We start from the raw sequence: 12,557 nt of genomic DNA on the forward strand, positions 1-12,557 counted from the left end.
GGAGGGAACCGTGGCAGCGGACACCGCACCGCGTACCGCTCTGGTGACCGGCGGCAGCAGGGGCATCGGCCGGGCCGTCGTCGAACGCATCGCCCGCTCGGGCGCCGTGGTGGCCATCCACTACGGACACGACACCGCCGCGGCGGACGAGGCCGTGGCCGCGGTACGCGCCGCGGGCGGGCAGGCCTTCCCGGTACGCGCCGACCTGACCGAGGAAGGCGCCGTCGACGTGCTGGCCGCGGGCGTCGAACAGGGCCTGGTCGAGCACACGGGCTCCAGCGGGCTCGACGTCCTGGTCAACAACGCGGGCGTCGGATGCCGCGCCGACATCACCACCCTCACCGGTGAGGACATCGACCGGGTCTTCGCGATCAACGTGAAGGCTCCCGTGTTCATCGTCCAGCGGCTCCTGCCGCTGCTGCGTGACGGCGGGCGGATCGTCAATGTCTCCTCCGTGGCCAACCGGATCGCCCACCCGCACGTGCTGGCCTACGCCATGAGCAAGGGCGCGCTCGAGGCGTTCAGCCGCTCACTGGCGGCGCAGCTCGGCCCCCGTGGCATCACGGTCAACACCGTCGCACCGGGCCTGATCGAGACGGACTTCCACCGCGCCCGGCTGCGCGCCCACCCCGAGGACGCCGCCGAGGCATCGGCGCTCACCGCGTTCGGACGCCTTGGCCAGCCGGAGGACGTGGCGGATGCCGTCGCCTTCCTCGCCTCGGAACAGGCGCGGTGGATCACCGGAGAGCGTGTGGAGACCACCGGTGGTGCCTATCTGTGAGATCCATCCACCGCCGTTCCGTGAGGCCCGTCGCCCGCTGCTCCATGCGGCCGACCGCCTGCTGCGCCGCCCCGTCGGGGCCGGCTGCGAACCGCCGCTGTACCTCAGAAAGGTCTGGACTTGCTCCTCAACGACATCTACCTCACATCCCTCGGTGTACGTCTGGGCCGGCGGCTGGACCTCGAAGAGGCCGTGGCTGACGGGCGTTACGCCTCCGCCGAGTACGTGGCCAACGCACTCCTCGGCGTGACCGTGTCGGACGACGTCTTCGCCCCCGACCTGGCCGTGGAGGCGGCCCGCCTGGCCCTCGAACGCGCCGGGGACGATCTGGCCCCCGAGGACGTACGGCTGCTGCTGCACGCCAGCGCGTACTTCCAGGGCCAGGACATGTGGACGCCGGCCTCCTACATCCAGCACCACACCATCGGTGGCGACGCCCCGGCCGTCGAGGTCGACCAGAAGTCGAACGGGGGCATGGCCGCGCTGTCGCTCGCGGCCGGGTTCCTGGCGGGCTGCGACGACGACGCCGCCGTCCTGGTCACCACCGGCGAGCGGTTCTGCCTCCCGGGGTTCGACCGCTTCCGCACCGAGAGCGGCACGGTCATGGCCGACGGAGGCACGGCCCTCGTACTCGGTCGGACCCCCGGCTTCGCCAGGGTCGTTTCCTGCGTCCTCACATCGGACTCCTCGCTGGAGCACATGTACCGCGGCCGCGGGCTCAAGGACGCACCGGCCTCCGGCGACAAGCCCCTCAACATGCGCGCCCGCAAGACGGACTTCATGCGCAAGAACCTCAACGACCTCGAGTCGATCTCCTTGCAGATCGCCGGGGGCATCGGTGACTGCATCCAGCAGGCCCTCGACGAAGCGAAGACCGAGGTCGCCGACGTACGGCGCTTCGTCATGCCTCACAACGGACAGACCGTGCGCTGGTGGAACATGCTCGCCGACATGGGCGTCGGACAGGAGCGCACCACCTGGGAGTTCGGGCGCCAGGTCAGCCACCTCGGATCCGGCGATCAGAGCGCGGGGCTCGAGTACCTGCTGACCACCGGACAGCTGGCACCCGGGGACCGTGTGGTGCTCGCCGGTACCGGCTACGGCTTCAACTGGGGCGCCGCGGTCATCGAGATCCTCCACCTCCCCTCCTGGGCCACCGCCGATGCCGACGAGGCACAGGCCGCGACGGCTCCCGTACCCCAGAAGTGAAGAGGAGCCCCGTCATGCCATTTGCGCCTCTCGCACGGCCTGAGTCCGATCTGCCCGAAGCCGAAGTCCGGCGGCACGCACACCAGTTGATCCTGGCCGGCCACGGCGCCCCGGGCCAGCGTCGGCTCGCCGCCGGCCGGGTCCTCGTCGTCGGCGCCGACGAGATCGGAGCGCCGCTCGTCGCCCACCTCGCCGACTCGGGCGTCGGGTTCATCGGCATCTCCGACGGTTCACCGCTCAACCCCTGGGACCGCTATCTCGGCATTCCGGGCGAGGAGCCCTCCGACCGGGCATCCGCCTGGGCCCACGCCCTGCGGCGTACCCACCCGTCCGTGCGGACGGTCATCGAGGGGCGGTTCGACGTGACCTCGGCGCGGGAACTGGTCGACGGCTACGACCTGGTGGTGTGCGCGGGCGAGGACCAGGCCCGGTGCCAACTCGTCGACGACGTCTGCGCACAGGCCGGCATCCCCTTCGTGTGGGGCTCCATGGAGGCCACCGGGGGCCGCGCCTCCGTCTTCTGGGACCGGCACGGGCCGGGCTTCCGGGACCTGTACCCCGAGCCCCCGGCCCCGTACTTCCGCGGGATGGCCGGGACGCTGAAGGTGGTGGGGGCCTGGCTCGCCGTGACGCTGGCCACCGAGGTCGTCAAACTGCTCACCGGCGCGGGCGAGCCGCTGGTCGGCCGCGTGATGAAGTACGACGCGATGGCGGCCACCTGCGTGACCGTGCCGCTGCGCCGGGACACGCGCACCCGGCGGCCGGCCGAACTGACGGCCGCTGAGCCCTTCTTCGGCCTGTTGTCACCGGAGGCGGCCGAGGCCGCGCGGGAATCCACCGTCTCGGCGGAGGAACTCAAAGCCCTGCTCGACGAGGGCGAGCCGGTCACCCTGGTCGATGTCCGTGAGCCGGACGAGTACGCCTTTGCCCACCTGCCCGGCTCGGTGCTCATCCCGCAGGGGGAGTTCCTGCGCGGTGACGCCGCCGAGCGGTTGCCCAAGGACCGCAGGACCGTGTTGCTGTGCCGGGCGGGCATCCGCTCGGCGGAGGTGCTCGCGGTGGTCAAGAGGAGCGGCCACCCGGAGGCGGTTCATCTGGGCGGCGGCATTCTTGCCTGGGCCGAGCGGATCGACACCGCCATGCCCTCCTACTGACCCACCCCACCCCACCCGAGGGTGACTACTCTCCGTGTTGATTTTGGTGTCGGAGAGGCCCGATGGCGCGAAACTCCCGTACGCGCCGAGAAATCCAGGAACCGGATTTCTGGATTCTTGGATCCGGCGGTACGTGAAGAATGCATTCGCATTCAATCGGCATCTCCGATAACAGTGTGTGCCCGCCCCCCTTGTGGCAGGCGGGCACACAATGCGGCAGCCCTCTCAGCGCACCGGAACGCAGCGCCCCGCCTCGGTGCGATAGGTCCACCGCGCCCCGTCGCGGGCGAGCTGCGCGACCGAGGCCACCAGCCGGTCGAGGTGCTCGACGGGAGTGCCGGCGCCGAAGCTCGCCCGCACGGCGTTCACCGGCCGCTCGCCCGGCGCAAGCGGCTCCGGGGCGCCGCACTCGTCCGGCTGGTCGGGGGCGTTCCCGAGCAGGTTGCGCACCAACGGATGGGCGCAGAACATGCCGTCACGAACCCCGATGCCGTGCTCGGCGGACAGCACCGAAGCCAGGTGCGAGCTGTTCCAGCCCTCGACCACGAAGCTGATGACACCGACCCGCGGAGCGGAATCGTTCAGCAGCGACAACACCTTGACCTGCGGAATCGCCGCCAGGCCGGCCAGGGTCCGGCGCAGCAGCGCCTCCTCGCGCGCCATCAGCGAGTCGAAGCCCTCCGACTGGAGCGCGCGGCAGGCCGAGGCCAGCGCGTAGGCGCCGACGACGTTCGGCGACCCGGCCTCGTGCCGCGCGGAGCCCTGCTGCCACTCGACGGAGAACCCGTCGTCGCCGCGCACGACCCGCCTGCTCGCCCCGCCGCCGGCCAGATACGGCTCGGCTTCGCGCAGCCAGTCCGCGCGCCCGGCCAGCACACCCGCTCCGAAGGGCGCGTACATCTTGTGCCCGGAGAAGGCGATGTAGTCCACGCCCAGTTCTTGGATGTCGACCGGGCGGTGCGGTACGAGCTGGGCGGCGTCCAGGACGACCCGCGCCCCGGCCGCGTGCGCTACCTCGCTGATCTCCGCGACCGGCCACAGCTCGCCGGTGACGTTGGAGGCGCCGGTGACACAGACGAGGCCGGGCTGCTCCGGGTCGTGGCCGGCCAGCGCCTCGGCCACGATCTCGACGGCCTCGTGGCGGGTGCTAGGGGCCCTGAGCAGGGTGAACTCCGTGTCACGCCAGGGCAGCAGGGCGGCGTGGTGCTCCGTCTCGAAAACGTAGACCCGCGTCCCCGCGGGAAGTATCGCCGCCATCATGTTGAGCGAGTCGGTGGTCGACCGGGTGAAGACGACCTCGTCCTCACCCCGACAGCCGAGGAACTCCCGTACGGTTTGCCGGCTCTGCTCGAACAGGTCGGTGGACAGCTGCGACAGATAGCCGGCGCCGCGGTGCACGCTGCCGTAGTACGGCACATACGAGGCCACGTCGTTCCACACACTGCGCAGGACCGGGGAGCTGGCCGCGTAGTCGAGGGCGGCATAGGGCACTTCGCCCCCCGTGACGAGCGGCACCGTCACATCGGCGCCCAGCACGGGCAGCGGGTCACCGTATTCCACCTCGGTGGTCGGCAAGGACGGCTGAACAGACATGTCGCACTCCTGGTGGGTGAACTGAACAGGGAACGGCCGTGAGGCCCGGAGGGAAAGCGGTAAGAGGGGGAGCGGCCGGGTGCGGCCGCACGCGGTCAGGACGGCAGCGGTACGCGCTCGGTGTCCTCGGGCAGCTGATGCGTGAGCGCGGCCACGACACCGGCCTCGAAGCGGCTGTTCACTCCGAGCCGGCGCAGCAGTGCGGACACCATGCGGCGCAGTGTGCGGGTGGATACCCGCAGCTCACGGGCGATGTCGGGGTCCTGGCGGCCCTTCGCCCACAGCCTGAGGATCACCAACTGCTGCTCGCTCAGGGGGACCGTGCCCACTCCGGGCGGGGTGCCGAGCGCCTTCATCTCCCGGTGCGGTGTGTCCGCCGACGGCTTGTACAGGTCGCGTGCGTCGTCCCAGCAGAACTCGAACATCCGGGCAAGGAGCTGCAGCAGGGCGGGCTGTCGCACCAGCAACGTCGTGTCCGGCGGGCAGACCAGTGCGAACGTCTCGTCCACCATGATCAGGCGAAACGGCAGCAGCGGCGCGACTCGGACGCGCACTCCACGCCGGGCCAACCGGTCCAGGTAGGAGGCGGCCCGCTCGCCGTGCAGCAGGGAACTCTGGTGGATCGTGCGGACTTCGATGCCGCCCTCGAGCCCGTACCGGTCGTCGCCCAACCAGTCCGCGATCAGGTGACGGGCGACGACGGACGGCTGGATGACACGGATCTGGTGGCGGGTCATCGCGGCCACGGAGTCCAATACGGCGCGTATCCGCCCAGGGTCGTCGAGCTCCTCGACGCCCGTGACGGCCGTGTCCTGAGCACCGCCGTGGTGCAGGGAGAGGGCGGACAGCTGCAACTGCAGGGAGTGGGTGACCTCTCCGGCCTCCACCAGTGCCCGCTGCTGCCTTCCCACCAGTTTCGACAACGTTTCCAGAGTGGCGCTTTCTCCATTTGTATTTGCCTGCAGGAGCACTTAATTAATCCTTTCCCCCGCATGTCCTTTTCCGGTCACGACCGGTGTCGGTCACTAAAGGGTCTACACGGTTCTGCTCTTATCTGGCAAGATTGCGGCTGTTGCTGGAGAAAGCATTGGACCTGCTTTTTGCCATTACTGTGTGTAGTCGCCGAGTAAGTGCACGTCGAGCCCGCCTCGGCAGGAAGGAGAAGCGATACCGGTGAAGGACAAAGGCTCCGTCATGGACGACCGGTCCGCCGACCGCCTAGAGGGCGGCGCCGCGGACACGGCCACCGGACCTCGTGCCCACCCCGCGGACGCGGAGCGGGACGCCCTGCGCTTCTGGCAGCAGATGGCGCTCGCCGCCGCTCCCGACAGCGCCCCCCGGCCCCAGCGGATATCCGTGCCCGCCGAACTGCGCGGTGCGCTGGCCCTGTTCGAGGCGTCCGCAGAGGGGTCCCTCAACGGCGGCCCCTCCGTGCCGTCGGCCGGCGCTCTGTACCCGTACGAGCAATATGTGGTCACCGGCGGCCCTGCGGGCCCGACGGTGTTCTCCGTGGACGTCACCCGGCGCAGCTGCCGTCTGCTGCACCGGGGCGAGCAGGTGGCCAGAGCGCTGGAGAGCGGTGGGCTCACCCTGCCGGGCCCGGACGCCTTCCTGGTGCTGATCGCGGTGCGCCCGTGGTTGTCCATACGCAAGTACGACGACCGGGGCTATCTCTACGCCCAGTTGGACGCCGCGCACCTGGGCACGCACCTGCTGTGCCTGGCGGAGCGGAGCCACCGCAGGGCGGAGTGGCTGACCCGCGCGGCTTTCGGCCCCCTCAGCGGCCTGCTTCGCCTCGGCGACAACCACGTCTTCCCGCACAGCGTTCTGCTGGCAGCCGACCCCGTCGCCAACTACGAGCGTTGCCTCGGCACATGGACGTGTACGGACTGGCGGAGCGTGCCACCGGTACACCGTCTCGCGGGTGGCTCCGAGGGACGATGTTGGCGGGGTCTGGTTTCCCACCTCCAACTTCCACCGGCCCAGTCCACCGCCCCCCGCCCCCGCCCCCTGCTGACCGGCCCGGGCCGCGTGGACCCGGGTGACCCCGTGCCCCATCCGGCGCTGGCGGACCTCACCGCCTGGCGGCGCTCGGCGAAGGACTTCGGCGACGCCGAACTGCCTGCGAACCGGGTGCGGGAGGCGCTTGCCGTCCTCGGTACACCGCTGACGACCGACCTGGCCCCGTCCGGCGGCTTCGGCGCCACCCTCATCGCTCGCCGGGTCACCGGGCTCGCCCCGGGCGCGTACCCGATCCGTGGCACCGGTGAGATCGCCGACGAGCCCGCCGGAACCACCGCGGCGACCGGTGACGACATCGTGCGGATCTGCATGGGGCAGGAGCAACTGCGCCACACCTGCGCCGCCGTCGTCTTCCACGCCCGGCACCAGGACATCTTCCGGCTCGGCATGCGCGGCGTCGATGAGGCCTTGCTGCGTGCCGGTAGCCTCGCCCACCTCCTCTACCTCGGTGCCACCGGAACGAGCATCGCCGTCACCACCATCGGCGGCTTCGACGCCGGACGCTGGCACTCCCTTGCGGGCCTGGCGGACGAGGACGAGGTCCTCTACGTGGCGATGCTCGGCACCCCCGGCACCTCCGCGGTCAAGAGCGACCGTCTTCAGCCCGCCCACGCCCACGGGCAGAGGTGACACCGATGCTGATCGAGGTCATCACCCGGGCTCTGCGCGCCCACGGCGACTCCCCGGCCGTGGCCGACCGCCGCTCGGCGCTCGGCTACCGGGAGCTTGACGAGGCCAGTGGCCAACAGGCCATCGTCGTACGGGAACTGCTGCCCGGCCGGGACCGGCCGCGCGTCGGCATCCAGGCCGGCAACTCCGTCGCCTACGTGGTGACGTACCTGGCCGCTCTCAAGGCCGGATGCGTACCGTTCCTCATCGACCGGGCCGCGGGTCCGCAGGAGACCAGGGGCATCCAGGAGGACTGCGGGCTCGACCTGCTGATCCACGAGGAGAGCACGCCGGTCCCGGAGCACGGCACCCCGTGCGGCACTCTCGGGCCCCTGCACGCCACCCGCTTCCCGGTCCGCGACGACCGTCCCGCCCTGCACGACGAGACGGAGGTCTGCCGCTTCACCTCCGGATCCACGGGTCGCCCGAACTGCATCGAGTTCCCGGGCCGGGCCGTGCACCGTGCCGCCGCCAACTGGGCCGAGGGCACCGGCCTTTGCGCCGACGACAGCATCCTGTGCTTCGCCTCGCTGTCCAACGGCCTCGCCTTCAACACCTCCCTGTTGTCGGCGTTCCTCGTCGGGGCGCGGCTGCACCTCGGCAGCGGACTGCCCACGGCAGGCGCGGTCTCCCGGATGCTGCGGACCAGCGCCGCCACCCGCCTCGTCGGCTTCCCCGCGCTGTACGAGTCCCTGGTGCGGCGTCCCCTGTCGCCCCAGGAGCTGCCCGATCTGCGGATGGCGATCTCCTCGGCGGCGCCGCTGAGCCCGAAGACCAAGCAGCAGTTCGTGGACAGCACCGGCGTACCGCTGCAGAACTACTTCGGCATCGCCGAGACAGGACCCCTCACCTTCGCCACCGACCCGCTGACCGACCCCGGCCTTGGGCAGCCGCTTCCCGGCGTCGAGCTGCGGGCCGGCAGCACCGGGGAGCCCGGTGTCGTCGAGGTCAGGAGCGAGTCCATGGGCACCCGCTATCTCAATGCCCCCGGACTGCTGGAGAGCCGTACGGGCGGGGACGGCTTCTACCGCACGAGCGACACGGGCCACCTGTCCGACGGAAGCCTCGTGCTGACCGGTCGCACCAGCCAGGTGATCAACGTCGGCGGCCGCAAGATCGACGCGGTCGAGGTCTCCGAAGCCCTCGCCGGGGCACCGGGGGTGAGGGACGCAGTCGTCCTGGAGGTCGCCGACCGGCACGGGGCCGCCGCCCTCGCCGCGGTCCTCGCCGCCGCCCCCGGCCTCGACCCGGCCGGGCCGCGCCGGCACCTGGCCGAACGCCTGGCCCCGTACAAGGTCCCCAGCCTCGTACGCATCGTGCCGGAGATCCCCCGCAGTTCCAGCGGCAAGCCCGCCACGGCGGCGCTGCGCCGCATGTTCGACGACACCGAGGACATCCAGTGACCACGCTCAAGGAGAACGCAGCCATGCCGGCCTCCCCGAACGACATCCGTTCGCGCATCGTGCGCATCGTGCTCAGCTCGGCAGAGGGCGACCTGACCGAGCGGGACCTGGCAGCCGCGAACTGGTCGCTGCCCGAGGTGAGTTACTCGTCGCTTGCCTACATTCGCATGATCGACACGGTGGAGAACGAACTCGGGGTCTATCTCGACCCCGAGGAGGAGAGCGAGCGCTTCGAGACCATCGACAGCCTCGTGGAACTGATCAGTCAGCATCTGCGGGAGTCGGCCGATGTCTGAGCCCGCCATCGGCGTCTTCGGGGCGGGCCGCCTCGGCCGGGCGATCCACCGGACCGCCACGGCGGAGGGGCACTCCGTCCACCTGTACGACCCGCGGCGCCCGGACCACTGGGACTCGGCGCCGGCGCCCGACGTTCTCGTCGACTGCTCCGCACCCGCCGCCGTGGCACAGGCCGTCGACCTGAGCGGCCGCCTGGGGGTGGCCCTCGTCGAGTGCGTCTCCGGCCTCGACGAGGACCGGCTCCGGCTGCTCGACGCACACGCGGCCAAGGTTCCGGTGGTCCTCGCGCCCAACTTGTCGCTCGGAAACTACCTGCAGACCCGTGCCCTGCGGCACGTCGCGGAGGTGGTCGCCACCATGGAACGGGCCGGCATCACCGGGGCCGTGCCGGAAGCCGCCGTCCTGGAACGGCACCCGGCCACCAAGGCGCACCGGCCGAGCACGACGGCCTCCCGCCTCGCCCGGGAATGGCTGCGGCACACCGGCCGACCGGCCGCCGACGTCGCTTCGCTTCGCTGCGGTCCGGCCGTCAGCGACCACGAGGTCCGACTCGAATGGCCCGAGCAGTCCCTGACCGTCATCCACCAGGTTCATTCCGTCGACGCGGCCGCGGCCGGTGCCATCGGAGCCGCCGGCTGGAGCGCGGGCCGCGCCCCCGGCACGTACAGGATCCACGAGGTGTTCGACGACCTGTTGGCAACGATGGGCGCCGCGGTGACCGCCGGACAGGAGGACGAACGATGACGCCCACCGCTGCGGACGGCCGGCCTACCCTGCCGCGCGTACCCATCCGGCTGGCCGGGCAGATCGCCGCGGGGGCCCGCATGCTCTCCCTGGACGGGCACGACGACTTCAACCAGGGCCAGATATCGGCGCGGATGCCGGGCTCCGACACCTTCTTCATCAAGAACGCTCTGTGCGGTTTCGACGAGGCGACCCCCGACCAGATAGTGGCCGCGTCCATCGCCGCGGACGCGCCGGTCGACCCGCTCGCCCCGCCCGAACTACCGCTGCACCAGGCGATCTACCGGGCCCGCCCGGACGTCAACGGCATCGTGCACAGCCATGCCCCGCACACCCTGGTCTTCGGCGCCACGGACCTGGAGCTGCGGCCCGTCTCGCACGACGGCGCGCACTTCACCGGCGCCCTCGGCCTGTTCACACAGACCAGCAACACGGTGCTCGACCAGGAGACCGGCGACGCCATCGCCGAGTCGCTCGGCGACGCGGAGGGCATCCTGCTGCGCAACCACGGCGGGGTGATCGTCGGGAAGAGCGTGCGGCACGCCGCGGTCTTCGCGACGGTCCTGGAACGCGCCTGCCGACTGCAGTTGCTGGCGGAGCAGAGCGGCGCCCCCTATACGTGGGCCTCCGAAACGGACGTCGCCCTCAAACGGGACTTCATCTACGCGGACCTGTCCGTGCGCTCCTACTGGGACTACGCCGTCCGACGCATTCGGCGCGTCTGGCCCGAAGCCGCCACGTGGTGACCGGAGATCCGCGCCACGACATCCTCGTGGCGTGCGCGCCGACCGCAGCCGCGGCGCGGCACGCGCACCTGCTCAGCGCGGAGGAGTCGCTCCAGGCGGAGGCCTTCGCGCCGCGCAGGGCCCAGGAGTTCACCGCGGGCCGGGCCCTGCTGCGCTGGGCATTGGAGCGCAGCCTGGGGAGTTGGACGCGGGCCTGCCGGGTCGGTCGCACCGGCCGGGGCAAACCTCTTCTGGAAGACCTGCCGTCCACCGGAATCAGCGTTTCGCACAGCGGCGAGACGGTCGCCGTAGCCGTCGCCGTGGGCCGCGCCGTGGGCGTCGACATCCAGGATCCGGTCCCGCCCACCACCGGTCTGCTGAACCGCTGTTGCTCGCCGGAGCAGCAGCGCGAACTGGCCGTGCTTCCGCCCGAGCGGCGGGCGGCGGCCCTTGCCCGGCGCTGGACGATCCACGAGGCGTGTGCCAAGGCCACCGGAACAGGGCTGATGCGCGGGCCCGAGACCTATCCCGGAGCGTTGCTGGCGGACGGCGGGAGCTGGCGGGGTCTGCGGTGGCGGGTGCTGCAGCCCCTCCCCGGGTCGGCCCTGGCCGTCGCCTTCGACCAGCCGCACCGCCCTGCTGTGATCCGCCTCGCCGTGATGGCCCGGAAACCGGTCCCCTTGACTCCGCCCCCGCCCTCGTCCCCGCCCCACGCACCAGAAAGAAGACCGGTGTCACGATGACAAGCCCTCCGTTCACCGAAGCCCCCTCGACGGGCGGGCCAGGGATGCAGGACGAAGAGGTCCGCGATCTGATGGCGCTGGCCGGAGAGCTGGCGGAGAAGGAACTCGCCCCGAACGCCGACGACTTCGAGGCCCGCTCGGAGTTCCCGCGGGAGATCCTGCGGACCCTGGGCCGGGCAGGGCTGCTCAGCCTGCCGTACCCCACGGAGCACGGCGGCGGCGGCCAGAGCCACGAGGTCTACCTCACCGTCCTGGAGATCCTGGCCAAGCGGTGGCTGTCCGTCGCACAGTCCGTCAACATCCACGTCCTGTCGTGTTATCCGCTGGCCATGTACGGCACCGACCGCCAGCGTGAGCGGTGGCTGCCCGGCATGCTCGGCGGCGAACAGCTGGGCGCCAACTGCATCTCGGAGGCCGAGGCGGGATCCGACATCGCGGCCATCGCCTGCACGGCACGCCAGTCCTCCGATGACGGCGGCTACACGGTCGACGGCACCAAGGCATGGACAAGCCACGCCGGGCAGGCCGACCACTACAACGTCTTCTGCCGTACCGGGGGTCCCGGCATCCGCGGTCTCTCCGTGCTCCTCGCCGACGCCGAAACTCCGGGCCTGCAGGTCCAGCGGCTCGAGAAGAAGATGGGGGTGCGTTCCTCGCCCACCGCGGCGGTCGTGCTGGACGGGGCTCAAGTCCCGGCCGAGCGGCTGATCGGCCGTCCGGGCAAGGGGTTCCTGATCGCGACCGGCCTGTTCGACCGGGGCCGCCTGGGCATCGCCGCCTGCGCGGTGGGCCTGGCCTCCGCAGCCCTTGACCACGCAGTCGCCTACACCAAGACGCGGCGGCAGTTCGGCCGTCCCGTGGCGGACTTCCAGGGCCTCGCCTTCATGCTCGCGGACATGGCCACGCAGGTCGACGCGGCCCGCGCCCTGGTGCGGGAAGCAGCCCGCACGCTGGACTCCGGTGCGAGCGCCTCGGCCGTCACCGCTGCGGCGGCCCGCGCCAAGCTCTTCGCCACCGACACCGCCATGCGCGTCACCACGGACGCCGTACAGGCCCTGGGTGCTTACGGCTACGTCCAGGATCACCCCGTCGAACGCTGGATGCGCGAGGCGAAGCTGCTCCAGATCATCGAGGGCACCAATCAGATCCAACGCATCGTCATCGCCCGCTCGCTGTAGAGCCATGGAGCCGGACAGCCATAGAGCTGGAGAGAGGAG

The 12,557-nt window shown here is 71.1% G+C and carries 12 protein-coding genes; 10 read left to right on the forward strand and 2 right to left on the reverse strand.

What is annotated here, in order from left to right; genetic code table 11:
* The first annotated feature begins 10 nt into the window (after window positions 1–10).
* The 3 genes from ACFQ7F_RS12200 (at window position 11) to ACFQ7F_RS12210 (ending at window position 3,144) form a co-directional block, all read left to right on the forward strand.
* On the forward strand, window positions 11–781 hold the full coding sequence (locus ACFQ7F_RS12200; protein WP_383269565.1) for an SDR family NAD(P)-dependent oxidoreductase: 771 nt from the start codon (window positions 11–13) through the stop codon (window positions 779–781).
* A gap of 120 nt (window positions 782–901) precedes the next feature.
* Window positions 902–1,990, forward strand: coding sequence for a ketoacyl-ACP synthase III family protein (locus ACFQ7F_RS12205; RefSeq protein WP_383269567.1), 1,089 nt, complete (start codon window positions 902–904; stop codon window positions 1,988–1,990).
* A 14-nt stretch (window positions 1,991–2,004) separates the two neighbouring features.
* The gene (locus ACFQ7F_RS12210; protein ID WP_383269568.1) at window positions 2,005–3,144 is read left to right on the forward strand and encodes a ThiF family adenylyltransferase; all 1,140 of its coding nucleotides are present in this window, start codon (window positions 2,005–2,007) and stop codon (window positions 3,142–3,144) included.
* A gap of 225 nt (window positions 3,145–3,369) precedes the next feature.
* On the opposite strand, the gene ACFQ7F_RS12215 is transcribed toward ACFQ7F_RS12210, so the two are convergent.
* Together ACFQ7F_RS12215 and ACFQ7F_RS12220 are read right to left on the reverse strand one after the other, a co-directional pair.
* Window positions 3,370–4,737 (reverse strand): aminotransferase class V-fold PLP-dependent enzyme, encoded by a 1,368-nt coding sequence (locus ACFQ7F_RS12215; protein WP_383269570.1) that lies wholly within the window; start codon window positions 4,735–4,737, stop codon window positions 3,370–3,372.
* Between the two features lie 95 nt (window positions 4,738–4,832).
* The gene (locus ACFQ7F_RS12220) at window positions 4,833–5,660 is read right to left on the reverse strand and encodes a LuxR C-terminal-related transcriptional regulator (protein ID WP_383269572.1); all 828 of its coding nucleotides are present in this window, start codon (window positions 5,658–5,660) and stop codon (window positions 4,833–4,835) included.
* A gap of 250 nt (window positions 5,661–5,910) precedes the next feature.
* On the opposite strand from ACFQ7F_RS12220, the gene ACFQ7F_RS12225 reads away from it, so the two are divergent.
* From ACFQ7F_RS12225 to ACFQ7F_RS12255, 7 genes are read left to right on the forward strand one after another with little or no spacing between them, the layout of a single operon-like run.
* Window positions 5,911–7,389, forward strand: a complete 1,479-nt coding sequence (locus ACFQ7F_RS12225; protein ID WP_383269573.1) for a hypothetical protein — start codon at window positions 5,911–5,913, stop codon at window positions 7,387–7,389.
* Window positions 7,390–7,394: 5 nt separating this feature from the next.
* Window positions 7,395–8,831, forward strand: coding sequence for a class I adenylate-forming enzyme family protein (locus ACFQ7F_RS12230; protein ID WP_383269574.1), 1,437 nt, complete (start codon window positions 7,395–7,397; stop codon window positions 8,829–8,831).
* 23 nt (window positions 8,832–8,854) lie between these two features.
* Window positions 8,855–9,127, forward strand: a complete 273-nt coding sequence (locus ACFQ7F_RS12235) for a hypothetical protein (protein ID WP_383269576.1) — start codon at window positions 8,855–8,857, stop codon at window positions 9,125–9,127.
* Window positions 9,120–9,872: a dihydrodipicolinate reductase C-terminal domain-containing protein gene (locus ACFQ7F_RS12240; protein ID WP_383269577.1), complete on the forward strand. Its 753-nt coding sequence runs from the start codon at window positions 9,120–9,122 to the stop codon at window positions 9,870–9,872. The genes ACFQ7F_RS12235 and ACFQ7F_RS12240 overlap by 8 nt, the downstream gene beginning before the upstream one ends.
* Window positions 9,869–10,618 (forward strand): class II aldolase/adducin family protein, encoded by a 750-nt coding sequence (locus tag ACFQ7F_RS12245; RefSeq protein WP_383269578.1) that lies wholly within the window; start codon window positions 9,869–9,871, stop codon window positions 10,616–10,618. The genes ACFQ7F_RS12240 and ACFQ7F_RS12245 overlap by 4 nt, the downstream gene beginning before the upstream one ends.
* Entirely contained in the window at window positions 10,615–11,340 is a 726-nt protein-coding gene (locus tag ACFQ7F_RS12250; protein WP_383269579.1) for a 4'-phosphopantetheinyl transferase family protein, read from the forward strand. The genes ACFQ7F_RS12245 and ACFQ7F_RS12250 overlap by 4 nt, the downstream gene beginning before the upstream one ends.
* A gap of 44 nt (window positions 11,341–11,384) precedes the next feature.
* On the forward strand, window positions 11,385–12,518 hold the full coding sequence (locus ACFQ7F_RS12255) for an acyl-CoA dehydrogenase family protein (protein WP_383269626.1): 1,134 nt from the start codon (window positions 11,385–11,387) through the stop codon (window positions 12,516–12,518).
* Window positions 12,519–12,557 lie beyond the last annotated feature (39 nt).

The sequence above is a fragment of the Streptomyces sp. NPDC056486 genome (assembly GCF_042795295.1).
Taxonomy (GTDB): domain Bacteria; phylum Actinomycetota; class Actinomycetes; order Streptomycetales; family Streptomycetaceae; genus Streptomyces.